This is a genomic window from Streptosporangium sp. NPDC002607 (assembly GCF_053592655.1).
The window spans coordinates 1-25,016 of record NZ_JBSFWD010000076.1 but is presented as its reverse complement, the minus strand read 5'-3'; the positions used below and the strand labels follow the sequence as shown (position 1 = coordinate 25,016).

The window sequence follows — 25,016 nt, the reverse complement described above, 5'->3', positions numbered from 1 at the left end:
TATCAAAGGAGAAAATGACATGCTGCTGAAGGACAAGGTCGCACTCATCACCGCGGGAGCCTCCGGCATGGGCCGGGCTGCCGCGGAGCGATTCGCCCAGGAGGGTGCGCACGTCATCGTCGTCGACGTCAACGAGGCCAACGCCAAGGAGACCGTCGCCGCCATCGAGGCCGCGGGCGGCGCCGGCACCGCCGCGATCGTTGACGTCCGCGACCTCACCGCGCTCAAGGCCCTCGCGGATCAGGTTCAGCGGGACCACGGCGCCCTGCATGTGCTCTACAACAATGTCGGCATACCCGGCGCCGCCGGCCTCGACCTCACCGAGGAGGAATGGAACACGGGGCTGGAGATCAACGCCAGGGCGGGCTTCTTCCTCAGCGGCTACCTCACCGAGGCGCTCAAGGCGGCCAACGGCGCGTCGGTCATCTTCACCTCCTCGACCTCCGGCCTGATCGGTTCGCCCTTCAGCCCGATGTACTCCTTCACCAAGGGTGGCATCATCGCGCTGGTGCGTTCCATGGCGCTCGCCTGGGCCGCCGACAACATCCGCGTCAACGCCATCGCACCCGGCTCGGTCGAGACGCCGGGCCTGCCGGGCTTCTTCCGGACCGACGACCCCGCCGAGATCGAGGCCCGTAAGGCCGCCTTCTTCGCGACGATTCCGATGGGCCGGGCCAGCCAGCCGGATGAGATCGCCAAGGTCGCGCTCTTCCTCGCCAGCGACCTGTCGAGCTATGTCACGGGCGTGACGATCCCCGTCGACGGTGGCATCACGGCGAAGTAGCCGACCGCGTGCTCATCGCGAAGGCGCCCTCCCCCTAGGGGGAGGGCGCCTTCGCGATGACAGCCGGTCGAACAGCGCGGTGCCGCCGCCGGCACCATGGATTCATGCGGGCGCTGCGCCCGACTCCGCCCTCTCCAGGTCCGCCACGGAACCGGGGACCTCGTCGTGACCGTCTTTCGGTGTGGCGGTGACCAGGACGTAGCCGACGACGGCCGCGAGTACGGCGGCGCCGGTGGCCAGGGCCGCCCCGAGCACATAGCCGGTTTCGTCCGGGTTGAGCTCTCCCGCGGGGATGTGACCGGCGAGCACGGAGGCCACCGCGGCCGCCCCGACGCTGCCGCCCATGAGCCGGAGGACCTGGTTGATGCCGGTGGCGCTCGCAGTCCGATCGTCCGGGGTCCGCGCGACGATGAGTGCGGGCATGACCGAGTACGCGACGCCGATGCCCACCCCCAGCAGTGCCATGGACACAACGATGTGCCATGTCACGCGGTGAGCGACGGCGAAGGTCCCGAAGGCGGCCGCCACCGCGAGGGAGCCAACGGGCAGGACGGAGCGAACGCCGGTCCATCTGGCCAGGGCACGTGCGACCGGCGGCGAGAGCAGTGTGGCGATCGACATCGGCAGCATCAGCAGTCCGTTGACGAACACGGAGTACCCGAGCCCGAGGCCGTGAGTCGTCGGTTGCTGGATGAGCAGGACCATGACCGCGGCCCCACCGAACACGGCGACCCCGAGCAACACCGCCGCGAGGTTGACCCCGAGGACACCGCGGGCGCAGGCCAGCCGCAGGTCGACCAGCGGAGCCCGGTGGCGCAGCTCGACCAGTACCCAGGCTGCGAGCGTGACGAGGCCCAGCACCCCAAGCCCTACCACCTGTACCGAGGTCCAGCCCCAGGTCTGTCCTCTGGCGACGGCGAGGAGGCTCGCGCCAAGGCCCACTCCAAGCAGGATGGCACCCGGAACGTCCACCCGTATCGTCGTCGATGCCCGCGAGCCCGCCGGAACGCACCACCAGACCCATAGCGCGCCGACGAAGGACACGACCATGGCGAAGAGAAACGCCGCCCGGTAGTCGAAGAACAGCACGCACAGTCCCATCACCGGGTTGCCGAGCCCGACGCCCACGGCGATGCTCGTGGAGAGGACGGCCAGCGTTCGATGGAGCTTTACTCCGACGAGGTACTGACGCGCGATGCTCACGGTCAACGGCACCATCGCGTAGCCGAACCCCTGGAGGGCGCGTCCGGCCAGGAGCCCGGGGAAGGTCGGGACCGCCGCTCCGACGAGGCCTCCTGCTCCGACCGCCGCGAGCGCGCCGATGAGCACCCAACGGCGCAGGTGACCATCGGCCAGACGTGACAGCACAGGGGTGCCCACGACTCCGATGAGCAGTGTGATCGTCAGGGTCCACTGCGCGGACTCGATCGACACCCCCCTGTCCTTGGCCACCTCGGGGACGATCGGACTGCCCAGTCCGGCCACCACAGAACCGATCAACGCGGCGTACGACAGGCACGCCACCAGCGCCGCCTGCGACGGCGCAGCCTTCGACGACCGTCCCATCCCGGCCGTCAGACCAGCTCGAGCAGCGTGGCGTTGGCCATCCCGCCACCCTCGCACATGGTCTGGACGCCGTAGCGGAGGTCCTGTCGACGCACCCGGTGAAGCAACGTCGTCATGAGCCGCGCCCCGGTGGCGCCCAAGGGGGACCGAGCGCGATCGCTCCCCCTTGGGCATTCGTCAGCTCGAGATCCGCACCCGTCTCCTCCGCCCACGCGAGAACGACCGAGGCGAACGCCTTGTTGACCTCGAAGGCGCCGATCTCCGCCAACCCCACACCGGCCCGCCGCAGCAGTGCCTCCGTCGCGGGAGTCGGGCCGGCCAGCATGAGAACCGGATCGGAACCGACCGCCGCCACCGGTGTGCGCGCCGCCTCGACGAGATATGCCTCAGCCATCGTTCCTCCTGCTCCCGTTCTCTTCCCGGTCGTCGCAGCCATCCGTCCGGCCGCCGCCGGGGCGATCGCCCGCCTGCTCCAGCGGGGCGGCGGTTCTCCGGGAACGCGGACGACCTCCGAGACCCCCTCGCCGAGCTCTCGTTCCCTACCGCGCGGCCGCGGGGTTCGGGGGATCGCTGATCACCCCGGCCGAGCGAAGCGCGTCGACCTCCGGCTGGGGCAGCCGGAGCAGCTCGTCGAGCACCTCCCGGGTGTGCTGACCTATGGCCGGCACGCCGTCGTAGCGTGGGCCGTCGTAGCTACGGACGTGAAGCACCGGCCCCGGTGTCAGCACCCGGCCGAGTGCCTCACTGCCGGTGAGCTCGACCAGGGTCCGTTCGCCGAAGTGCGGGTCCGCCACGATGTCACTGGCATCGTTGACCTGGGAGCACACCACCTCGAACTTGTCGAGCACCGCGAGGATCTCCGCCCTGGGACGCGCGGCGACCCAGGCGCCGACGATGCCCTGCAGCTCGTCGTTGTGCTCCATCCGGACGGCGTTGGTCGCGTAACGGGGATCCTCGATCATCTCCGGTCGGCCCATCGCCTCGAACAGGCGTTTGGCGATGCCCTGGTTGGAGGCCGCGATCGAGAGCCATTTGCCGTCGCTCGCCTGATAGACCCCGCGCGGCGACGCGGAGCCCGTCCCGTTGCCGACCCGGCCCTGGACGGTACCGGTCGCGGTGTAGTTGATGAGCATGTCACCGATGATGAACATCAGGGGCTCGTACAACGCGATGTCGACCTCGTCGCCCTCCCCCGTCCTCGATTTGCGGTACAACGCCATGGCCGTCCCCATCGCGGCGGAGATCCCCGCGATGGAGTCGGCGAAGCCGAAGGGCGGCGACGTGGGAGGCGTCTCCGGCCAGCCGTTGATGAAGGCAAAGCCGCTTCCGGTCTCGGCCACGGTGCCAAAGCCCGGACGCTCCCGGTACGGTCCCGTCTGGCCGAAGCCGGACACCCTGGTGAGCACCAGTCCCGGGTTGTCCGCGCGAAGGACGTCGTAACCGATCCCCCACTCCTCCAGCCGGCCGGGGCGGAAGGACTCGATGACCACGTCGACCCGGGCGGCGAGGCGGCGGACGAGGTCTCGCCCCGCTGCGCTGCGCAGGTCGATGCCGATGGAGCGCTTGCCCGAGTTGAGCCGGGCAAAGCCCATGGACTGGCCGTTCTTCATCGGTGTCCACTGGCGGGCGTAGTCGCCCGCGCCGGGGTCCTCCACCTTGACCACGTCCGCACCGAAGTCGCGCAACATCCGACCGCAGGTCGGCGCGGCGTACATCGTGCCGAGTTCGAGCACCCGCACCCCGGCCAGGGGACCTTGGGCGCGTTGGGACCCTTCGCCCATCACAACCTCCACTGGATGTGCTTGACCTCGAGGTACTCGCGCATCCCCCACTCGCCGAGCTCCCGCCCGACGCCGGAGCGGCCGTAGCCGCCAAAGGGCGCGTCCGCGCGCATGGCCCCGCCGCCGTTGATCCACACCGTGCCGGCCCGGATCTGGGAGGCGATTCGGCGGGCCTCCACCGGGTCGTTGCACCACACGTTCGCGGCGAGGCCGTAAGCCGTGTCGTTGGCGAGCCGGATCGCGTCCTCGGTGTCCTTGAAGGGCAGGATGACGGCGACCGGGCCGAAGATCTCCTGCTGCACCGCTCGGGCGTCCGGAGGCAGGTCGCCGAGGAGGACCGGGTTGACGTACCAGCCCTTCTCCGGCAACGGCTTGGTGACCTCGAGCAGCTTCTTGCCGCCGTCGGCCACCGCCTCGTCGATGAAGCCCAGCACGCGAGCCTGGTGGTCCGGGCGGATCATCGGCCCGATGTTGGTCGCCGGGTCCCACGGGTCGCCGACGATCATCTGATCGAAGGCCGAGGCCCCCGCCTCCAGGAACTCGTCGTACTTCGCCTCGTGGACAAGGAGGCGGGCGAGCGCCGCGCACCCCTGGCCACCGTTGCGAGACCAGCGAAGATGCATCTCGACGGCGATGTCCTGCACGTCGACGTCCGGCATGACCAGGCTCGGCGACTTGCCACCGAGTTCGAGGGTGACGCCTACCAGGTTCTGGGCGGCCTGCTCCATGATCTTCGCGCCGACGGCGTCCGAGCCGGTGAACGAGACCCGGTCGACCCCCCTGTGGGAGGAGAGCCGCCGGCCCACGTCCGTACCGCCGACGATGACGTTCATGACACCGGGGGGCAGACCTGCCTCCTGGATGAGCTCACCGAGAAGGAGCGTGGTGAGCGGGGTCCTCGGCGACGGCAGGAGCACGACGGTGCACCCTGCCGCGAGCGCGGCACCGAACTTGAAGATGGCGAGGTTGAGCGGGTAGTTGTACCCGGTGATCGCGGCCACGACGCCGACCGGCTCGTGGACGACGTCGCTCATCGTCGGGTGCGGCTTGTCGTACTCACCGAGGTGGATCGTCCGGTCCACCTTGGCCGCCTCGGCCGCCCAGCGGAGGTGCTCGTCGACCGCCATCTTCACCTGGAGGTACTGCGCGAGCGAGACGGGCGTGCCCACCTCGTTGACGATCGACGGCAGCAGCCGGTCCGCGGCCGCCTCGAGCACGTCGGCGAACCGGTGGATGTACCGGGAGCGCTCCTCGCCCGACAGCGCGGCCCACTTCGGGAACGCCGCGCGAGCCGCCGCGACGGCCGCGTCGACCTGCTCACTGGAGGCGCCGCCGACGGTGGCGATGACCTGCTCGGTGGCGGGGTTGAACACGTCCCAGGTCTCGCCTCGGGGCGGCACCATCTCGCCGCCGATGAGGAGGGTACGAGTCTCGGGGACCCAGTCCCGCAACGGGTTCCGGGCGGTGGTCTCGGTCATCGGGCATCTGATCCTTCGGTGGGTCGCTTGGCCATGAGGCCGACTCGAGTCATCTCCACGACGACCTGGTCGCGCTGGTTGAGGCCGATGTGCTCGAACCAGACGATGCCGGAGTCCGTCCGGCTGGTGGATTCGCGCTTCTTCAGGATCGTCGTCTCGGCGCGCAGGGTGTCACCGTGGAACACCGGACTGGGGAGCTTGATCTTGTCGTAGCCGAGGTTCCCGAGGGTCGTGCCCATCGTCAGCTCGGGCACGTGGAAGGCTCCGATGAGCGCCACGGTGAAGAGGCTGTTGAGAACACGCTGCCCGTGGATCGTCGTCTTGCAGAACTCCTCGTCGAGGTGCAGGGGCTGGACGTTCATCGTCAGTGACGTGAACAGCACGTTGTCCATCTCGGTGATGGTCCGGGTCAGGGCGTGCTTGTAGTGCGCCCCCTCCTCGAACTCCTCGAACCACAGACCCCGCATGCTCATTGGTTACCTCCCGCGGTGATGCGCCCGGCCCGTTCGAGCCACTCGACCGCTTTGTCGTAGTGCGCCTTGTCGATGTGGAGCCCGCGGTAGCGGAGGGCACCGGTGCCCTCGGCCTCGGCGGCCTCGTATGCCGCGACCATCCCCTGGTAGAAGGCGAAGTCCTCGGCGGATGGTGTGAAGACGTCGTTGACGGTCGCCACGTGGCTCGGGTGGATCACGATCATCCCCCGGAACCCGAGCCGCCGTCCTCTGACCGCGAACTCCCTGAGCCCGTCGAGATTCTCCAGGTCCTCCCAGAGTCCGGTGAGCGCGTGGATCTCCGCCTCCCGGCACGCGAGGAGCACCCGGCTGCGGAGGTACAACGTCTCCTGGCCCTCCGGGGTCCACTCGTAGCCGACGGCGCGGGCGATGTCGGCGTGTTCCGCGCTGGGCCCGATCATGGCGCCGATCCGGGGAGAGGCCAGGGCCACCTCACGAGCGTTGTGGATCGCCTTGACGGTCTCGACCGGGACGATGTACTCCAGCCCCGTCACACCGTTGCGTATCTCGAAGTGGTCCACGAGCGCGTCGTAGTAGAGCACATCCCTGGCCTGCTCGATCTTCGGCGCGAAGACACCGTTGAGCCCGGGTACGACCACGGCCTCGAGGTCCGCTCCGGTGAGACGCGTGGCCAGCGAGTTGACCCTGACGAAAAGCCCGACATCCTGGTTCGTCTCCCGGATCCGGGTGATCGAGGCTGCGACGATCTCCCGGGCTGCCGCCTTCTCTCCGGCCGGGACCGAGTCCTCAAGGTCGAGGACGACGCAGTCGGCACCCGAGGCGATCGCCTTGTCGACCCACGCCGGACGATGCCCGGGGATGAAGAGGACCGAACGGTACTGCCGCATCAGTAGCTCCTCGGCAGGCCGAGGACGTGCTCGCTGACGTAGTTGAGGATCATCTCCTGGCTGATCGGGGCGATCCGCATCAGCCTGGCCTCGCGGAAGTATCGCTCGACGTGGAACTCCTTGCCATAGCCGAATCCGCCGTGGACCTGGAGTGCGACGTCCGCGGCATAGAAGCCCGCCTCCGCGCAGAGGAACTTCGCCATGTTCGCCTCCGCTCCGCAGGGCAGGCCCTGGTCCACCATCCAGGTCGCCTTCTGAAGCACCGCCTCGGCGGCCTCAATGCGAATCTTCGCCTCGGCGAGCTGGAAGGCGATGCCCTGGTTCTTACCGATCGGACGGCCGAAGACCTCGCGCTCCTTGGCGTACTGGGTGCCCCTGCGCAGGGCGGCCTTGCCGATGCCCAGTGCCGCGTTGGCGGCGATGACGCGCTCGGCGTTGAGCCCCCCGAGGATGGCCTTGAAGCCGCCGCCGACCTCGCCGACGACGTCCTCGTCCGCGACGAAGAGTTCGTCGATGAAGAGCTCGTTGGTGTCCACCGCGTTGCGGCCCATCTTCGGGATGGGACGGATCTGCACCTTGGCCGGGTCCATCTCGGCGAACATCAGGGTCATGCCCGCCATCCGCTTGGCGGAGGGGTCACGCGGGCTGGTGCGGCAGAGGAGGAGCATCCGCTCCGCTTCGAGGGCCTTGGTGATCCAGACCTTCTTCCCCGACACGAGCCAGCCCCCGTCGACCTTCTTCGCGAACGTCGAGATGTTCGACGTGTCGGTGCCGGCGTCGGGTTCGGTCACCGCGAACGATGTGTGCAGCTCTCCGGTGATCACACGAGGAAGGAATCGTCGCTTCAGGTCTTCACTGCCGTGGTGGATGATCGGCTCGAAGCCGAAGATCCCGATATGTACGGCGCTGCAGCCGCCCATCCCCGCCCCGGACGCGGCTATCTCCTGCTCGACGATGGCCGCCTCCGTGACGCCGAGGCCACCACCGCCGTACTCCTCGGGGATGGTCAGCCCCAGCCAACCGGCCTTGGCCACCGCGTTGTAGAACTCCCACGGGAACTCGTGGGAGGCGTCGTGCTCCATCCAGTACTCGTCCGGAAAGGCCTTACACATGGCGCGCACGGCCTGCCGGATGTCTTCGTGTGTGGGATCGATGGTGAAGTCCACCTGTGCTCGCCCTTCTCTGTTCCGGTCTCCGTCAGCGTGCGGAGAGCTTGGTCCGGTCGTAGGTGTCGGAGGTGATGCCGTCCTCACGCAGGGCCGCCTTGCGGACCTTCTCGGACGGGGTCTTGGGAAGCCGCTCGACCACCCGGACGAAACGGGGGATGGCGAAGGCGGGTATCTTGCCCTCGCACCACGCGAGGATCTCCTCCGGGGACACCGGCTCCGAGACGACGATGACCGCGAGGACCTCGTCCTCCCCGGCCTCGACGTCGGCGGGCACGCCCAGGACGGCGCACTCCACGACGGCCGGGTGGCCGAGCACGGCCTGCTCGACCTCGTAGGAGCTGATGTTCTCGCCACGCCGCCGCAGCGCGTCCTTGTAACGGTCGACGAAGTAGAACCACCCGTCCTCGTCCTTGCGCAGGGCGTCACCGGTGTGGAACCAGAGGTTCCGCCATGCCTCGACGGTCTTCTCCGGCATCCCGTAGTAGCCGTTGCTGCAGGTCCACGGATGCACGGGGCGGACGACGAGTTCTCCGACCTCGCCGACCGGAACCTCCCGGTCGGTCTCAGGGTCGACCAGCCGGATGTCGAACCAGTCCGCGGCCTGGAGCCCCGCCGCACCGGGAGGCCGCTCCACTCCGTAGAGCGAGAGAATCGGCGCCGAGGTCTCGGTGAGCCCGAAGGCGTCGACGAACGCCTCGATCCCGTACCGCTCCTTGAACTGCTTGACGATCGTGCTCGCCGTGGGCGCGGCGTACACGCAGCGCAGCCGGTTGTCCAGATCGTTCTCGCGAGGCGGCTGCTTCCAGGCGAAGTCCATCATCACGCCGACGAAGTTCGTCACGGTGACCTTCGAGTCACGCACGTGGTCGATCCACCGGCTCGCGCTGAACTTGGGCCGCACCACTGCCCGCCCACCGGCGATGATCACCGGGAACACCGCCATGAACTGCGCGTTGCCGTGGAAGAGCGGGGTCGTCGTGAGATAGGTGTCCTCAGCCGTGAGCCGGGTGAGGCAGACCACCTCCTGGCCGAAGAAGTACAGCTGGGAGTTCGGCATCGCCACGCCCTTCGACGGACCTGTGGTGCCGGAGGTGAAGAAGATCGCGCCGAGGTCCTGTGCCCTGGGAGTCGGCAGATCCAGCACCGGGCCCTCTTCGAGCTCCTCCCACGGTGCGGCCTTCCAGCCGTTCTCCCGGAGCAGGCCGATCGCGGTGTCCCGGGCGCCCGAACCCGTGTCGATGACCCAGAATTCCTCGATCCCGCGCGCGTGCTCGGCGATGGCCACGATCCGCTCGGCGAAGGTGTCGTCGATGATCGCGAACCGCGCCCGCACAACGCCGAGCTGGTGGCGCAGGAACTCACCTTCGTAGTTGGTGTTGATCGGCACCTCGACCAGTCCGCCGACGGCGGTCCCCCACCAGCTGCGGACCAGCTGCGAGGAGTTGACCGCCATGATGACGACCCGATCCCCCTGGGAGGCCCCGGCGGTGATCAGCGCTCCGGCGATCCGCTCCGCACTGGACAGCGCCTCGGCGTAGGTCCAGCCGGCATTCTCCTCGGGGGTTTCGAGACAGACCGACTCCGGGCGCAGCTTGGCGTGATGGCGCAGGACGTGACTCAACGTCCACGTCTCCGGATCGGGGAAGGTCGGTACAAGATCGGTGTAAACCATCGGCCGGCGGCTCACCTGTGGGCCTCCGCGAACACGGACTCGGCGATGTCGGCGCGCGGTGTGATCGCCCTCATGGCGGGGACCACTTCGCGGCCGAGCCTGGTGATCGACGCGATGGTCTCATCGGCGTCCATCGACGGCCACTGCGGACGCAGCAGCAGCGGGTCGACCGGGAGTGTCTCGACAAGGTCGGTCAGCTGGGCCACCACGTCGTCCGGTGAGCCGATGACGGCGTGACCGGACACCGCCTTGAAGAAGTCGTTCTCAAGGTCGGTGTCCTGCATGACGTCCAACCCCTTCTGCGCGTAGGTCAGGTAGCGCCCCTGGGCCACCCTCGCGTACTCCACCATCGCCTCCTGACGGGTGTCCGCGACCAGGCAGTTGCGGCGCAACGGCTGCGGGCCGAACTCCTTGCCGCGTTCCAGGAAGCCGTCACGCACGATCGCGTACCGCTCAGCCACCTCGTGCTTCGGTGTCTCCGGAGGGCAGGCGTAGGCGTCGCCGTACTTGGCCGCCCGCCGCACGCCGGGGATGGCGTGGGCACCGATCCAGATCGGCGGGTGCGGGTCCTGGACCGGGAACAGGTGAGGATGCACGTCCTCGAGAGTCCAGTACTTGCCGTGGTGATTGACGGTGTCCTGGGTCCATAGCTTCTTCATCAGCTCGAGGGACTCGTCGAACCGTCCCGCACGCTGCTTGTAAGGCACATCGAGATAGTCGAACTCCTCGGGCCGGTAACCGAGTCCCGCCCCGAAGATCAGGCGTCCCTCGGTGACGACATCGAGGGTGGCGATCTCCTCGGCCAGCATCACCGGGTGGTAGAGCGGCGCGATCATGATCTGCGTGACGAGACGCACGTGCGGATCGACCTCGGCCGCGAGGCGGGCCAGCAGCGGCACCGGCTGCAGCCAGCGCAACTCGCCGTAGAGAAAATGCTGGCCGATCGCGATGTAGGTGAAGCCGCTGTTCTGGGCGGCTTCGACGATACGGAGAACGTCCTTGAACTGCTGGGCCGGCGAGACCGTCTTGGGCACATCACTGAGCAGAAGACCGACCTGGACCATGACTAAGCCTCTCTGGAAACACTGCTTGGAGTGGAACGCTGCCTTCGGATCTCGGGTGCCGTCTTCACGCGTTGGGAGGCAGGCCGGCATTGGCCCAGCCTCCGTCGACCGGCAACACGACTCCGGTGATATAGCTCGCGCGGGGCGAAGCGAGGTAGACCACCGCGTCGGCGATCTCGGACGGCTTCCCGACCCTCCCCATGGGGATCCGCGCGACATAGCCCTCGTTCGAGATGCGCCCGCTCGCGACCATGGCAGCCTGCATCTCCGTCGCGATGGTGCCCGGCGCGACGGCGTTGACCCGCACGCCGGCCGGTGCCCACTCGACGGCGAGCGCCCGCACGAGACCGTCGATCCCCGACTTCGAGGCGCAGTACGCGGCGCGGGCACCGAAGCCGAGGGAGGCACAGATGGACGACACCATAACGATGCTCGATCCGGGGCCGAGATGCGGGTAGGCGGCCTTTGCCCCCGTGAAGGCGGCACGAAGGTTGACCGACAGCACACGGTCCCACTCCTCGACCGGGAAGTCCGCCGTCTCCCCCGGCGAGGTGACCCCCGCGTTGAGGACGAGCGTCGCGAGCCCACCCCCGATCTCGGCGGCGAGGCGGAATGCCTGTTCGAGCACCGAAGGATCACCGACGTCGCCGACGACGGCGCGGTGCCCCTCCCCGAGTTCCCCGGCGACGTCCTGAACGCTCTCATGCAGGTCGACCGCGACCACGGCCGACCCCTCCCCGGCGAACGCCTCGGCGACCGCCTTCCCGAGCCCGCGCGCGGCGCCGGTCACCACGACCCCGACGGGTCCGGGCTCGGCTGTTCCGTCCACGACCTGCTCGACAGCAGTGACACCTGTCATTAGCGCGCCTTCCAAGTCCAGGACGGGACCCCCGCCGACCATCCCGTGCAAACGTTGTGACGACCGTAACACCGCCGTCGATTCATGACAATGATAAGCCTAGACTACCCCGCCTTTCACGTGGGCATCGACGAGCCGAGGCGACCGGCGGTCGCCCGTCACCGCGGAGGTGACGGGCGTGTCCCGCGCGGAGGTCGAGGTCACCTCGGGCGTGGCACCCCGCTCGGGGCGGGCTACTCGGACGTCCCGACGGGGACGTAGCCCGAGGCGGCCTTGGGCAGGGTGAGGAAGCGCTCGACGGCGATCTTCTTGTGCGCGAGCCTGTGCTCTTCACCGTCCTCGACGTGGACGTCGTCGTAGTACCCGACGATGATCCGTGTCTCCGTCGGGTCGAACATCGTCGCCTGGAAGTACGCGTGCGTCTGGATCGTGCCATCGTCGAGTCGGTCGGCGGTGACATTGGTCACGACGTGCTTGCACACCTCGGTCACCGAGGCGTTCTGCGCACGGTAGACATCAAGGAAGGGTTCCATCCCCTCGATCGGGGGTGCCGCGGCGCGGGTCATCCTGATGTCATCCGTGGCGATCTTCCGCAGGGTGTCGAGGTCACCCTCGTCAACGGCTCGCGCGTAGACGTTGTAGAGCCGCACGGCGCGGGCGGTGGTCTCAGCGTTGTGATCGGTCATTTGGCGGTCAGCCCTCCGTCGATGGGGATGGTGACACCAGCGACGAAGCCTGCGTCGTCGCTGGAGAGAAAGGCGACCACACCGGCGATCTCCTCCGGAGTGGCCGACCGGCTTGTCGATCGTCTCGATCCCGCGCTCGTCGCCGTACCGGCGGTCGCACTCCCCTCCCGCGCCGGCTTGGCGTCGCCGAGGACGGCCATGAGGTGATTGCCCACCGGGACTCCCCTCCTGCTGGAAAAGCGTGCCGGAGAACTCGAACGGGACAGGGACTACTCAGCGCGCTTACCTCCACGACCGTTCCCCGGCATCTTGCGCGAGTCGTGACTGACCGCGGTGGCCACCGAGCGGACCTCGAACACCACCCGATTGGGGCTGTCGAGAAGTCGGGTGAACGCCGCCGGGTCCTCCGGCTGCATCCTGGTGGTGAACTTCTCGAAGAACCACTCCTTGGTCTTCGCGTCCCGATGCACGGTGGCGACCCCGCGGATGGCGAGCATCTGGCGGCCGGGGGTACCGGTCCCCGAGTTCGACACGACAATCGTCACGCGCGGATCAGCGGCCAGGGCACGGGCGTGCGGACGGCTCTCCACGGCGGTGAGCCAGAAGGTCCCGTCCTCCACGAAGAAGCTCATGATCACGCCACTCGGCCAGCCGTGCTCGTTGGCGAAGACAAAGGTGCACTCGGTCTGCTTCTCGAGCAGTTCTCCCTGCTCCGCCCGGTCCGTCTTGAGAGACTGCAACGCCTCAAGATCGTCAACTCCGACCCTGCCCATGTGTATCCCCTTCTCGATGCGGATGAACCATGATATTCGTAGTCATAATTAATCCGTCAAGAGGCCCCGTTCCGCGGGCAGGTCGGCGACGTCGGCACCGACGAGGAATCCGGGGGCATCGGTCCAGGCCGATCCGCCGTCCGCGAAAAGCGTCCGCATTCCAGTGCGGGACAGCAGATCACGCCGGCCTTTGACGGTGATCGTTCGCCCTGGGTCAAAGGACCGCGGTCCCGCGGCCACCCGGACGACCGAGGAAGTTCGAGGAGCGGGCCCCAGAAGCCGCGGCGGCCCGGACGCGAGAGCACACCGACGCCCACCAGAGCCATGCCAGGCGCCGGCGGTTCCCCCAGACACTCAACGAGACGGCTACCTGGGACTCCCGCCCCTTCGGCCGGCGCCCCAGGAACCGACATCATCGGGACGTTCAGTCACCATGACCGACCAGCGCGGCCTCTCCAAGGAACGCCCGTAGCACTGCGGCGTTGTCCCGGGCGCTCGCCGCCGGACCTGTGAAGACCACCTCACCCCGCGCGATGGCGACGACGTCGTCGGCAACCTCCAGGCCGGCCTCGGCGTTCTGCTCGACCATGAGAATACCGATGCCGGAGTCGGCCATCGTCCGCACCTTGGCGAGAATGGAGTCCACGATTGCGGGCGCGAGCCCCATGGACGGTTCGTCCATGAGCATGACCTTGGGCTGGGACATCAGCGCCCGCCCGAAGGCGAGCATCTGCTGCTCGCCCCCGCTCAGCAGACCAGCCGCCGAGTGGCTGCGCTCCTTGAGGATCGGGAACATCTCGTAAACCTTGGCGAGCGTCTCGCCGTAGCTGTTCCTTGGCGCCACATAGGCGCCCATCCGCAGGTTCTCGTGGATCATCAACGGGCTGAAGACACGCCGGCCCTCCGGGACGAGCGCGATGCCGCGACGGACGATCTTGTGAGGAGGCAACCCCGTGATGTCACGGCCGTCAAGCCGGATCGTGCCCGCATGCGGCTTCTCCAGGCCCGCGATGGCCTTCAGGGTCGTGCTCTTCCCGGCGCCGTTGGCGCCCAGCACCAGGGTGACCTTCCCGGGTTTGACCAACAGGCTGACACCGCGAACGGCTTCAACCTTGCCGTAGCTGACCTGAATGTCGCTGATCTCAAGCATGCTCTCGCCACTTCTTTCCGAGATACGCCTCCTGCACCTGCGGGTTCTGCACGACGGCCTCGGGCGTGCCCTCGGCGATGAGCCGACCGTAGTTCATCGCGAACACGTAGTCGCAGGTGTCGATCATCATCTGCACGTCGTGCTCCACGAGCAACTGGCAGAGTCCTTCGGAACGCAGGCTCCTGAGAAGGCCCGAGATCTCCGCGCGCTCCTTCTGGTTCATCCCCGCGGTGGGCTCGTCGAGAAGGAGCAGCCTGGGATCCATCGCGATGGCCCGCGCGATCTCCACTCGGCGCTGTGTTCCGTAGGACATCTCCGAGGGATAGTGCTCCTCGAACCCCTGGAGTTGCGTTCGTGCGATCGCGTCGGCGACCGCGGGCGACCGGCCCCGGCCGAACAGCCGATCGAAGAACGCGGGCCTCTCCTCGGATGCCCCAGAACGCGCGTCCGCTCCGAGCTGGATGTTGTCACGGACCGTGAGGTCAGGCAGTAGCCGCACGGTCTGGAACGTCCTGGCGACGCGTCGCCGGGCCACCTCTGAGGCCGGAACACGGTGGTACTCGACGTCGTCGAAGTACATCTCTCCACGGGTGAGCGGGGTCAGCCGGGTCAGCGCGCCGAGGAGCGTGCTCTTACCCGACCCGTTGGGACCGATGATTCCGTAGATCCTGCCCGGCAGGAGTTTGAGGGACAGCCCGTCGACGGCCTTCACCCCACCGAAGTGCACGGCCACATCGCGCACCTCAAGCACTGGCACCTGGGTACTCATGAGGTCGACTCCACTTCCGACTTCCGCGCAAGTCTCTCGGGCGCCGGCGACTCGTCGTCCGAGTCGTCGTCGCCGGGCACCTCCACGGCCTGCCCATGGTCGCGCCTGCGGCGCTGCATGCTCCGCCTGGTGTTGACGATCAGGCCGTGGATCCCCCGGGGCAGGAAGATCGCGGCGAGGGCGACGATGATCCCGTAGATCAGCTCCTGCCATTCCCCGACCACGTCGAGCAGCTCGGGAAGCCACGTGAAGATCACTGCGCCGAGGACCGCGCCCTTCCAGGAGCGCGCACCGCCAATGATGATCATGGTGAGGGCCAGGACGATGAGGCCGAACCCGATGCTCTCCGGGCTGACCGTGCTCCGCAGCAGCATGTTCATCGCACCGGCGATGCCGCCGAGGGCACCGCTCACGACGAAGCCGATCAGGCGGTACCGCCTGACGCTGATGCCCGTCGAAGCCGCCAGCTCGGGGTCGTCGCGCACCGCGTCGACCCGGCGGCCGGTGCGACCGACCTCGGAGAGGGCGACGAGGCCGAGAACCACGAGGGTGATGATCACGAGGTGTGGCGTGCCGAAGTCGCTGAGGACGCCGAAGAGACCCGTGGGTCCACCGGTAAGGTCACCGCCGTTGACGGCCAGCACGGAGATGATGAGGTCGAACGCCACCGTGGCCATCGCGAGGTAGAGTCCGGCCAGTCGCGAGATGAGCAGTCCCAGCAGCAGGCCGATGACGGCGGTCACCAGGGCGGCCACGATGACGACCATCATGCCGGGCATTTCCATGCGGAGCGTGAGGATACCCGCCAGGTAGGCACCGATGCCGTACGAGCCCGCACCGGCGAACGAGAACACGCCCATGCGAAGCGGCACCTGGATGCTCAGCGCAAGGACGAGACCGACAAAGGTCGCCTGGATCAGCACCACGTTCGCGTCATAGAAGTCGGTCATGTGCGCCTGACCTCCTTCCGACCGAAGATCCCCGAGGGGCGAAGCATGAGGACGAGGAAGATCAAGCCGAAGGACACGGCTTCGACCCAGAGCCCGCTGGTCTGTGTCAGGACGAAGGTCTCGGCGAACGCCAGGACCAGCGACCCGGCGACCACGCCGATGGTGCTTCCCACACCGCCGAGCACGATGCAGGCGAAGGCCTTGATGAGGAGGGTGTCACCGCTCTCCGGGGTGAGGGCTCCCAAGCTGTAGGTCAGCAGGATGCCTGCCAGGCCGGCCAGACCACCGGAGACGGCCATCGCTCCGAGCGCGAGCCGCCGCCGGTCGACTCCCATGAGTGAGGCGACTTCCGGGTCCACGCCGATCGACCGCAGCGCCAGGCCCTGTCGTGAACGGCGGAGCCACCATGCCGTGCCCAGTCCGAGAGTCAGCGCCAGCAGCATGGTGAGGAGCTGGACGTCGGTGACCCACAGGCCGCCGAACGTCAGCTTGGTGACCTCGAACGAGGACGCCTCGAACCCGAACGGGTTGCTCTTGGTATAGTGCTGAGCGATCACCAGGGGAATGATCGCCACACCGATGCCGCCGATGAGCATCTGCATCTCGGCGGACTTCCGGTCCTTGGCCCGCTTCAGAATCTGTTCGAAGGCCACCACTTGGACCAGCAGTGAGAACACCGCCCCGACGGCGATGCCGATGAGGATGACCAGGGGAAGTGGCAACGCCCACTGCTGGAGGATCAGGTGTGCGCTGAACGCCGAAAACATGAAGATCGACCCGTGGGAGAAATTGAGGATGTCGATGGTCCCCCACGTGAGGTTCATCCCAAGGGCGAACAACAAGTAAATGGATGCCAGGCCCAAGGCGCCGATCAGGTCCTGCAAGGCTCGCCCCTCCTTTCATAAGTGTCATGGACATGGGTGGGAGGCACGGCTTGCGTCGTGTATCCCACCCCGTACCGATTGTCCCCAGTTGGTGTCGGGCGTTAGCCGGACCTACTGCAGGGTCGCCTCGTAGAGCAGGTCCTCGCCGGTGCCGTTCCAGCGGATCACGACACCTGGCACCTGGAGGTCCCGGTTCTTCCACGTCAGGCCCTCGCCGAGCGCACCGTCGAACGGCTGCGCGGCCACGGTCGTCATGGCGTCCTTGATGGCGGAGCGGTCCGCGCTGTTGGCCTGCTTGATGGACTTCGCCAGGAACCAGGCGGCGTCGTACGCTTCGGCCGCGTAGTTCAACGGCGTCTCACCGTTGGCCGCCTGGTATGCCTTCACGAACTTCTGGCTCGACTCGGAGCTCATCTGGTGGTTGAAGTCGACCGGCCAGACCATGCCCGCCCCGTCGGGCCCGGCCGGCTTGAGTCCTCCGGCGCTCGCACCGGAGTTGCCCAGGACGTCCCCGGTGTACCCGGCCTGCCGAAGCTGCTTCATGGCCGTCGCGTTCTGCGCGCCGATCAGGAGGACCGACACGACGTCCGGCTTGCCCTTGAGGATCTGGGAGATCGGGGCGGTGAAGTCCTGCGTCGTCGCCTGGGTCCCGACGCTGCCGGTCACCGTGATGCCCAGTTCCTTCGCCATCGCCGGAAGGGTCTCGCTCCCGATGTTCGACAGCGTCGGGGTCGCCTGCGTGTAGATGATCCCGACGGACTTGTAGCCCTTCTCCTGGATGTACTTCTTGAGGATCGGGTAGTACTCACGCATCAGTGGGGTGGCCCGGTAGGTGTAGTCACCGACGATGACACCGTCGCTGCCCGCCTGGGTGAAGATGACCGGGAGTCCGCTCTTCTGGGCGAGGGGAGCCTGCGCCACGGCCTCGTTGCTCGAGACCGAACCGAAGATGGCGGAGACCGACTTGTCGGCAATCGCCGACGTCGCCTCCTTCGCAGCCGTCTGCGGCTCGGTCTTGGTGTCGACGAACTTCAGCTGGATCGTGGTGTCTCCCAGGAACTTGGAGTCGTTGATCTCCTTTACCGCGAGCTCGTAGCCCTTGTTCGCGGAGGACCCGGCGAACGCCACCACACCCGTCGTCGGATTCGTTGAGACGACAGTGATGGTGGCGGGCAGGCCACCACTACCCTTGGTGGCCGCGGCTCCGTCGTCCGCACCCCCACCACACGCTGCAAGCGCGAGCAGCGAGCCAACCACCAACACCGACTGCACGGCACCGCGACGCTGACGTCGGAACGCGTTTCCGTCCATCCGACACTCCATTCAGGGTATGAATATCATGCACATGATTAGCATGTTGGGGTCCAACCTAGGCCGCCTACGCAATCCCTGTAAAGGACTTCTGCGAACGGTTCCCGAGCTGTGACGTCATCGAGCGGTCGCCGACACGTAACGTCACCGCAACAGGCGGCACGGCTCGCTCCGCCTGGCGTGACAGCTCGAGGGACGCGCACGCGTGGCCGCAACGCGCTCCGGTAGCCACCGAATGGAACAGGGTTCGAGCCGGGCGACCGGGATGTCCGTCAGGTCCCGCGCGGGGAAGGTATGGGGACGGCCGACCTTCCACGCGATCATGTTGATCGGGTGGTCGTACGGGGTGATCGCCGTGACGACACCGATGGGCCGGCGCAGTCGGATGCTGTGCGCACGGTGAGGCGGAGACGGACCTCCTCCGGGTGGGCGGATCCGACGCGGTCCCCGAAGAGCGAGTTCAGACCCTGGAGGTCGATCCGGATGTCGTCGACGTCTCCGGTGAAGGCACCGGGGCGGGTACGCACGGTCTCCTCCGCGCGGCGGGGTTGGCGGCACCGAGGTTGCCGACGACCTTGCCCCCTCCCCCCAGATAGGAGCGCAGGACCGGGACGAGCGACCGAATGCGCTCGTCCCGGCGTCGACGTACGTGCGCCAGCGCCATGGTGCGCTCGGCGAGGCAGTTGAATCCGATATAGGAGACATGCCCGCTCTCGGCCATCGCCGCCGCCGGTGCCGGCCGGTCATTTGCGTAGGCCGACCCGGCACCTATGCTCAGGGAGCGGCCCGGCGACCGAACGGGCTGCGACCCCGGCATGCTCAGTCGCTCTCAATGGCGAGCTCGGGGCAACTGTCCGCCGCGAGCCGAGCCTCCTCCTCCTTACCCGCGGGCACGGTCTCGTCCTTGACGTAGGCGTGACCGTCCTCCTCACGGGCGAGGAAGATGTCGGGCGCGCTCAGCCGACACAGGCCGTGCCCCTGGCACCGATCTTCGTTGACATGCACCTTCATGGGGGGTCCTCCTAGGTCCTGGCGCTCCGACCGGGAAGCAACACGGCCAGAAAGTCGCGAACGCATTGACATCAGACGGATTCAGTATAACCATAATCAGATAATTTGACACCCCTGAGAGGCGATACGCGATGACCGAAGCAGGCCGTTGCCCGGTGGTCCGTTTTGACCACAACTCCGACGAGCACTCCGCCGACCCGGTCGGCTCGTACCAGCGGTTGCGCGAGGCTCACCCGGTCGCCTGGTCCGAGGCGCATGGCGGTTACTGGATCCTGTCGGACTACAAGGCGGTCTTCGAGGCCGCCCGCGATGACGCGACCTTCTCGTCCGAGCGGAACAGCTACGGCGGGGAGGGACTTTCCGTGGTCATCCCCAAGACCCCGATGCCCTTCCACATCCCGATCGAGATCGACCCGCCGAACTTCCGCAAGTGGCGCAAGCTCATCAACCCGATCACCGCACCGGCGGCCGTCGAGCGCATGCAGGAGCTGGTCACCCACTACGTGACGTGGTTCATCGACGAGATCATCGAGTCCGGTGAATGCGACATGGCCGAGGTCATCGGTGTCCCCTCCATCGTGACCGTCGACTGGCTCGGCCTCGAGGTCTCCGACTGGACTCGTTACGCCTCCGCCCACCACGCCGCCTTGGCCGCCGTCCCGGGCAGCGCGAAGTACAGGCATGCGGTCGAGGTCGACTTCCCCTACCTGGCGGGCAAGACGCGCGACATCATTCGCGCCCGGCGTGAGAACCCGACGGACGACATCATCAGCTACCTCGTCCAGCAGCAGGTCGACGACCGGCCGGTCACCGACGAGGAGGTGTTCGACATGGTCGATCTGCTCCTGGCCGGTGGGGTCGGCACGACCGCCTCTCTCGTCAGCAACACCGTGGTCTGGCTCTACCAGAACCCGGAGGTACGGCAGCGTCTGATCGACGACCCGACGCTGCTCGACAAGGCGATCGAGGAGTTCCTCCGCTTCTTCTCCCCGACCCAGGCACTCGCCCGTACGGTGACCGACGACACCGAGTTCCTCGGCTGCCCGATGCAGAAGGGCGATCGCGTCCTGCTTTCGTGGGCCTCGGCGAACCGCGACCCCGCTCAGTTCGAGGACCCGGACGCGGTGGACATCGAGCGCTGGCCGAACCGCCACACCGCGTTCGGCATCGGCATCCACCGCTGCGCGGGCTCGAACCTCGGTCGCGCCATGGCCAAGGAACTGCTGAGCCAGATCCTCACCCGGATGGGCGACTACGTGGTGGACCTCGACGCCCTCGAGGCCTACCCGCACCAGGGCACCAACACGGGCTGGCAAAGGATCCCGGCCACGTTCACCCCCGGCGAGCGGCGGCTCCGTGACGCCGAGGTACCCAACGTCGCGCGCTGAATCCGAGACGAAACGACTGCCAGGAGGCATGACAGTGAGCTTCAAACGGGTTACGTACGACGTCGTCGTCCTTGGCACCGGCGCGACCGGCCTCGTCGCAGCCCTTGCCGCGGCGGACTCCGGTGCGACCGTGGGCCTGTTCGAGAAGGGAGACCTGATCGGAGGCACGACGGCCCTGTCCAGCGGCGTCGTGTGGATACCCGCGAACAAGTACGCGGCCGAAGCCGGCGTCGTCGACTCTCGCGAGGAGGCCCTGGCCTACCTCGACGCCCTCTCGCACGGCATGATCCTGCCGGAGCTCGCCGAGGCCTTCGTCGACGGCGGCAGCGAGTTGATCACGTGGCTCGAGAGTTCGACCCCCTTGAAGCTCCGTCTCGTCCCAGGCTTCCCCGACTATCACCCCGAGCACGCCGGCGGGAAACCGCTCGGCGGCCGCTCGCTCGAGCCGGAGCTGTTCTCGTTCGACCAGATCGAGGGCTGGGGGGAGCGGATGATCGGAACCACCCGGCCGATGAACGTCACCGAGACCCCCATCGGCGGCGGGACCGGCATCCTCGCGGCCGAGGTCGACGCCGAACGGCGATCCCATGCGATTGAAGGCCTGGGCCGGGCCCTGGTCGGGTCCCTGCTCAAGGGCTGCCTGGATCACGGGGTTGAGCCGGTGACCGGAGCGCGGGCGACCCGGCTGCTGGTCGACGGGGAAAAGGTGATCGGCGTCGAGTTGCAGACGGCCGAGGGCCGGGTGGAGGTGTACGCCAAGGCCGTCATCCTCGCGACCGGCGGGTTCGAGTACGACGACGAACTCGTCCGTGACTTCCTGCGGGGGCCGATGCGGAAGCCGGCCGGCGTGCCGACCAACACCGGAGACGGGTTGAGGATGGCGATGCGCCTGGGAGCCCGGCTGGGCAACATGCGCGAGGCGTGGTGGGTCCCTGTCGCCCAGCTGCCGGGAGGGCGCCCTGACGGCGGGAACAACGTACTCCTCGTACTCCGTGAGCGGACCCTCCCCCGCTCGATCATGATCAACCGCAAGGGGCGGCGGTTCACGAACGAGGCCGCCAACTACAACGCTCTCGGCGGAGCGTTCCACACGTTCGACCCCGCCTCGTTCGACTATGTGAACCAGCCATGTTGGCTGGTCTTCGACCAGGGGTTCGTTGACGCCTACGGCGGTTTCGGCGTCCCGGCGGGCGGGCTCGCCCCGGAGTGGGTCACCCGGGGCGAGGACCTCGCCGATCTCGCCGGCAGGATCGGTGTCCCCGCCCCTGCCCTTGAGGCCACGGTCACCCGCTGGAACAAGCTGGTCGCCGCGGGGCACGACGACGACTTCAACCGCGGCGACAGCGCCTACGACGGCTGGTGTGGTGATCGCGCCCGGTATCCCGGCGTGATGGCCACCCTCGGACCGCTCGACCAAGGGCCCTACTACGCCGTGGAACTCGTCACCTCGACGCTCGGGACCAAGGGCGGCCCCCGAACCGACGTCGACGGCGCGGTCCTCGACGTCGACGGCCAGACCATTCCGGGCCTCTTCGCCGCGGGCAACGTCATGGCCGCACCGACCGGCATGGTCTACGGAGGAGCCGGCGGCACACTCGGACCGGCCCTGGTCTTCGGCTACCGCGCAGGCCGTGCGGCCGCGGGGAGTGACAGATGAGCGTGCCCATCGTGGTGGTCGGCGCCGGCCTCGCAGGACTTCGCGTCGCCGAGCAGCTCCGCGCGGCCGGCGACACGGGTCTCATCGTCGTCATCGGCGCCGAGGCCCACCCGCCCTACAACCGCCCCCCGCTGACCAAGGACGCACTCCGCGCGGGCGTCGATGCCGCGAAACTGATATTCCGGCAGAAGCCGTCGACGGCGGATGTCGAGTGGCGACTGGGCCGGACGGTCACCGGCGCCGACCTGGTAAACCGCACCGTGACGCTGGACGACGGGGAGACGCTCGCCTACCGCGGACTCGTCGCGGCCACCGGGGTGGGCCCGAGGCGGCTCCCGCTCGATGCGCCTCTGGCCTGGCGTCACGTCATCCGAACCCTCGAGGACGCGACCGCACTGCGCGAGGAACTCAGGCCGGGAGCACGGGTCGCCGTCCTGGGCGCCGGCTTCGTCGGCACCGAGGTCGCAGCCACCGCCGCGCAGCTGGGATGTGAGGTCCACGTGGTGGATCCACTCGCCACCCCCCTCGCGCGTTCCCTCGGTGAACTCGTCGGCTCGGAGATCCGGCGCAGGCACGAGGAGCACGGCGTCACGTTCCATCCGGGACGGTCGGTCACCGCCATGACCGGTCGCGACGATCGGCCGGACACGATATTCCTCGACGACTCGTCGGCCCTGCCGGCCGATGTGGTGGTCGAGGCCGTCGGCTCGGCTCCGAACGTCGCCTGGCTCGAGGGCAACGGCCTCGCCCTCGGCAACGGGATCACCTGTGACGTCCACCTGCACCCGCTGGGCCCGGACGGCCCGGTGCACGATGTCGTGGCCGTCGGCGACGTCGCCAACTTCCCCAACCCGCTTTTCAGCGCCGAGCCTCAGCGGATCGAGCACTGGAGCTGGCCGACCGAGACCGCGGGCCACGCGGCCCGCAGCCTGCTTGCCAAGATCGCCCTGGACCCGCCTTCCGGCACCGCGTTCACCCCGCTTCCGACGTTCTGGACCGACCAGTACGGGACTCGGATCCAGTCACTGGGGATGCCCGGCCTCGGCCTTGAGGATGTGCGGGTCCTCGAAGGGGAGCCGACCGGCGAGTGCGCGATCGGCTACCACGTGGACGGCCGGCTCGTCGGGGTGGCCCTGATCGGTCTCGTCCGGCAACTCCTGGCCTACCGCACGCAACTGCTCGACGCGCGTGCGATCGCCGTCGCGTGACCGACCCTGACATGCCCCAGGCCAGGTCCTCGCGCCCCGCGAGCCGGCAGCGCCGAAGTAACGGTTCCCGCCGGCGTCCGCACGGCGATCACGGCACGACAGAGGCAGATATCTATATGCATGAATATCAGCTATCTGATATGACTTGGGTATGACAGAGTCGCGTACGTCACGCTTGACAGCGCGACCGTCCCCTCGAGGATCCTCCGCGACGATCCCCGTCTGGCTCATGGTCGCCATGATCGGCATCATTGGCCTCAACCTCCGCGCGGCACTGGGTTCGGTCCCCCCGCTTCTCGGTGAGATCTCCGTCGATCTCGACCTGTCCGGGTCCATGCAGGGAATGCTGACCTCCCTCGGTGTGATCTTCATGGGCTTGTCGGCACCACTTGGTCAACGCTTCGCCGCGAGGTACGGCTCAGAGGTCACCATCGCCGTGTTCATGGGGCTGCTCTCGGTCGGCGGCCTGATGCGCCTGGCCGCGACCGCCACGGCGGTGCTTCTCGCCTCCGTGGCGGTCACCGGGATCGCCATGGGCGCGATCTCCGCCCTGGTACCCGGCCTCATCGCCCATCACCTCCCCCGGATCACAGGCCTGGCCACCGGGATCTACTCGACCGGGCTGGCCCTCGGAGTCGCCGCCGCGGCGTGGATCGCCGTTCCGTCGGTCACCTGGCTGGGCGGCTGGCGCCCCGCACTGGCCGTATGGGGGGTGTTCGCCGCGCTGGCCGCTGTCGCGTGGGCGGCTCTGCTTCCCCGGCTGCGGCGCCTCCCGGCCGGCGGTGGGCCAGGGCCCGGCAGCACCGTGGTCGACCATCGCCTTCCGTGGCGATCGACCACGGCCTGGTGGGTGACCCTCTTCTCATCGACCCAGATGGTCATCGGATTCAGCGGGCTCGCCTGGATCGCGCCGTACTACGCGGCACTCGGCATGTCACCGCGGCAGGCGTCGTACCTCTTCGTGTTCTTCCAGGTGATCCAACTCCTGGCGATGATGACCCTCCCGACGATCACTGACTACACCCGTGACCGGCGCCCGCTGCTGGGATTCACCATGTTGGCCGCCTGCGCCGGGATCGCGATGATGATCCTCGCGCCACCCGGCCTGGCAGTCCTGGCCGTCGGGCTGTTCGGGTTCGGCGTGGGCGGCGGGTCCGCCCTCGTCCTGGTCCTCGTCTCCGACTACACGAACGGCCAAGCGCAGGCCGCCCGCCTCGGCGCGATGACGCTGATGGTGGCGTTCCTTGTCGGCGCCCTCGGGCCCCTGGCCCTGGGACTGCTTCACGACCTGACCGGTGGCCTCACCGCCGGTTACCTGGTGATGCTCGTCCTGGGGACCGTGATCCTGACAACGCTCCCCGTCTTCCGGCCGGGACGGGCCCTCGACGACGCGTCACCGTCGTTGGTGCCGCCACCGAGCTGATCCCCGGCACCGCAGGCGAAGCCCGGCCGGCGGTCCTGTGAGGTTACGAGAAGGTGACCTTCAGGCAAGGGGC

General features: G+C 67.9%; 25 protein-coding genes and 1 pseudogene. 5 read left to right on the top strand and 21 right to left on the bottom strand.

The window, feature by feature from the left end; genetic code table 11:
* Nucleotides 1-19 precede the first annotated feature (19 nt).
* Nucleotides 20-784 (top strand): SDR family NAD(P)-dependent oxidoreductase, encoded by a 765-nt coding sequence (locus tag ACWD3H_RS43575; protein WP_451959195.1) that lies wholly within the window; start codon nt 20-22, stop codon nt 782-784.
* Nucleotides 785-886: 102 nt separating this feature from the next.
* Here the strand turns inward: ACWD3H_RS43575 and ACWD3H_RS43570 are convergent, their stop codons facing one another.
* The 21 genes and pseudogenes from ACWD3H_RS43570 to ACWD3H_RS43470 form a co-directional block, all read right to left on the bottom strand.
* Nucleotides 887-2,350: an MFS transporter gene (locus ACWD3H_RS43570; RefSeq protein ID WP_451959194.1), complete on the bottom strand. Its 1,464-nt coding sequence runs from the start codon at nt 2,348-2,350 to the stop codon at nt 887-889.
* 8 nt (nt 2,351-2,358) lie between these two features.
* Nucleotides 2,359-2,675, bottom strand: a pseudogene (locus ACWD3H_RS43565) (hypothetical protein).
* 214 nt (nt 2,676-2,889) lie between these two features.
* On the bottom strand, nt 2,890-4,131 hold the full coding sequence (locus ACWD3H_RS43560; RefSeq protein WP_355564119.1) for a CaiB/BaiF CoA transferase family protein: 1,242 nt from the start codon (nt 4,129-4,131) through the stop codon (nt 2,890-2,892).
* Nucleotides 4,131-5,609, bottom strand: a complete 1,479-nt coding sequence (locus ACWD3H_RS43555) for an aldehyde dehydrogenase family protein (RefSeq protein ID WP_451959193.1) — start codon at nt 5,607-5,609, stop codon at nt 4,131-4,133. Before ACWD3H_RS43555 ends, ACWD3H_RS43560 begins: the two co-directional genes overlap by 1 nt.
* On the bottom strand, nt 5,606-6,082 hold the full coding sequence (locus ACWD3H_RS43550) for a MaoC family dehydratase (protein ID WP_355564124.1): 477 nt from the start codon (nt 6,080-6,082) through the stop codon (nt 5,606-5,608). The genes ACWD3H_RS43555 and ACWD3H_RS43550 overlap by 4 nt, the downstream gene beginning before the upstream one ends.
* Nucleotides 6,079-6,969: an HpcH/HpaI aldolase/citrate lyase family protein gene (locus ACWD3H_RS43545; RefSeq protein WP_355564127.1), complete on the bottom strand. Its 891-nt coding sequence runs from the start codon at nt 6,967-6,969 to the stop codon at nt 6,079-6,081. Before ACWD3H_RS43545 ends, ACWD3H_RS43550 begins: the two co-directional genes overlap by 4 nt.
* A complete protein-coding gene (locus ACWD3H_RS43540; RefSeq protein ID WP_355564130.1) occupies nt 6,969-8,135 on the bottom strand; it encodes an acyl-CoA dehydrogenase family protein in 1,167 nt (388 codons plus the stop codon). The genes ACWD3H_RS43545 and ACWD3H_RS43540 overlap by 1 nt, the downstream gene beginning before the upstream one ends.
* 31 nt (nt 8,136-8,166) lie before the next feature.
* On the bottom strand, nt 8,167-9,810 hold the full coding sequence (locus ACWD3H_RS43535; protein ID WP_451959192.1) for an AMP-binding protein: 1,644 nt from the start codon (nt 9,808-9,810) through the stop codon (nt 8,167-8,169).
* Between the two features lie 11 nt (nt 9,811-9,821).
* On the bottom strand, nt 9,822-10,874 hold the full coding sequence (locus ACWD3H_RS43530; RefSeq protein ID WP_451959191.1) for an LLM class flavin-dependent oxidoreductase: 1,053 nt from the start codon (nt 10,872-10,874) through the stop codon (nt 9,822-9,824).
* Between the two features lie 64 nt (nt 10,875-10,938).
* Nucleotides 10,939-11,733: an SDR family NAD(P)-dependent oxidoreductase gene (locus ACWD3H_RS43525; protein ID WP_355564139.1), complete on the bottom strand. Its 795-nt coding sequence runs from the start codon at nt 11,731-11,733 to the stop codon at nt 10,939-10,941.
* 233 nt (nt 11,734-11,966) lie between these two features.
* On the bottom strand, nt 11,967-12,419 hold the full coding sequence (locus ACWD3H_RS43520) for a nuclear transport factor 2 family protein (RefSeq protein ID WP_451959190.1): 453 nt from the start codon (nt 12,417-12,419) through the stop codon (nt 11,967-11,969).
* Nucleotides 12,416-12,634, bottom strand: a complete 219-nt coding sequence (locus ACWD3H_RS43515) for an SDR family oxidoreductase (protein ID WP_451959189.1) — start codon at nt 12,632-12,634, stop codon at nt 12,416-12,418. Before ACWD3H_RS43515 ends, ACWD3H_RS43520 begins: the two co-directional genes overlap by 4 nt.
* 54 nt (nt 12,635-12,688) lie before the next feature.
* Complete coding sequence (locus ACWD3H_RS43510; RefSeq protein ID WP_355564145.1) at nt 12,689-13,192, bottom strand: pyridoxamine 5'-phosphate oxidase family protein; 504 nt, start codon at nt 13,190-13,192, stop codon at nt 12,689-12,691.
* Between the two features lie 424 nt (nt 13,193-13,616).
* Nucleotides 13,617-14,342, bottom strand: a complete 726-nt coding sequence (locus ACWD3H_RS43505; protein WP_355564148.1) for an ABC transporter ATP-binding protein — start codon at nt 14,340-14,342, stop codon at nt 13,617-13,619.
* Nucleotides 14,335-15,111 (bottom strand): ABC transporter ATP-binding protein, encoded by a 777-nt coding sequence (locus ACWD3H_RS43500; protein ID WP_355564151.1) that lies wholly within the window; start codon nt 15,109-15,111, stop codon nt 14,335-14,337. Before ACWD3H_RS43500 ends, ACWD3H_RS43505 begins: the two co-directional genes overlap by 8 nt.
* Nucleotides 15,108-16,061, bottom strand: coding sequence for a branched-chain amino acid ABC transporter permease (locus ACWD3H_RS43495; RefSeq protein ID WP_451959188.1), 954 nt, complete (start codon nt 16,059-16,061; stop codon nt 15,108-15,110). Before ACWD3H_RS43495 ends, ACWD3H_RS43500 begins: the two co-directional genes overlap by 4 nt.
* Nucleotides 16,058-16,924 (bottom strand): branched-chain amino acid ABC transporter permease, encoded by an 867-nt coding sequence (locus tag ACWD3H_RS43490; protein WP_451959201.1) that lies wholly within the window; start codon nt 16,922-16,924, stop codon nt 16,058-16,060. Before ACWD3H_RS43490 ends, ACWD3H_RS43495 begins: the two co-directional genes overlap by 4 nt.
* Nucleotides 16,925-17,056: 132 nt before the next feature.
* The gene (locus tag ACWD3H_RS43485; RefSeq protein WP_355564159.1) at nt 17,057-18,256 is read right to left on the bottom strand and encodes an ABC transporter substrate-binding protein; all 1,200 of its coding nucleotides are present in this window, start codon (nt 18,254-18,256) and stop codon (nt 17,057-17,059) included.
* Nucleotides 18,257-18,400: 144 nt separating this feature from the next.
* Nucleotides 18,401-18,814 (bottom strand): aldehyde dehydrogenase family protein, encoded by a 414-nt coding sequence (locus ACWD3H_RS43480; protein ID WP_451959187.1) that lies wholly within the window; start codon nt 18,812-18,814, stop codon nt 18,401-18,403.
* Complete coding sequence (locus tag ACWD3H_RS43475; protein WP_451959186.1) at nt 18,717-19,073, bottom strand: acyclic terpene utilization AtuA family protein; 357 nt, start codon at nt 19,071-19,073, stop codon at nt 18,717-18,719. The genes ACWD3H_RS43480 and ACWD3H_RS43475 overlap by 98 nt, the downstream gene beginning before the upstream one ends.
* 2 nt (nt 19,074-19,075) lie before the next feature.
* The gene (locus ACWD3H_RS43470) at nt 19,076-19,267 is read right to left on the bottom strand and encodes a ferredoxin (RefSeq protein WP_355564168.1); all 192 of its coding nucleotides are present in this window, start codon (nt 19,265-19,267) and stop codon (nt 19,076-19,078) included.
* A gap of 131 nt (nt 19,268-19,398) precedes the next feature.
* Here ACWD3H_RS43470 and ACWD3H_RS43465 point away from each other — a divergent pair, with 131 nt between their 5' ends.
* From ACWD3H_RS43465 to ACWD3H_RS43450, 4 genes are all read left to right on the top strand, one after another.
* On the top strand, nt 19,399-20,655 hold the full coding sequence (locus tag ACWD3H_RS43465) for a cytochrome P450 (RefSeq protein WP_451959185.1): 1,257 nt from the start codon (nt 19,399-19,401) through the stop codon (nt 20,653-20,655).
* A 28-nt stretch (nt 20,656-20,683) separates the two neighbouring features.
* Nucleotides 20,684-22,312 (top strand): FAD-dependent oxidoreductase, encoded by a 1,629-nt coding sequence (locus tag ACWD3H_RS43460; RefSeq protein ID WP_451959184.1) that lies wholly within the window; start codon nt 20,684-20,686, stop codon nt 22,310-22,312.
* Nucleotides 22,309-23,520: an NAD(P)/FAD-dependent oxidoreductase gene (locus tag ACWD3H_RS43455; protein ID WP_451959183.1), complete on the top strand. Its 1,212-nt coding sequence runs from the start codon at nt 22,309-22,311 to the stop codon at nt 23,518-23,520. Before ACWD3H_RS43460 ends, ACWD3H_RS43455 begins: the two co-directional genes overlap by 4 nt.
* Nucleotides 23,521-23,758: 238 nt before the next feature.
* Nucleotides 23,759-24,943 (top strand): MFS transporter, encoded by a 1,185-nt coding sequence (locus ACWD3H_RS43450; protein ID WP_451959182.1) that lies wholly within the window; start codon nt 23,759-23,761, stop codon nt 24,941-24,943.
* Nucleotides 24,944-25,016 lie beyond the last annotated feature (73 nt).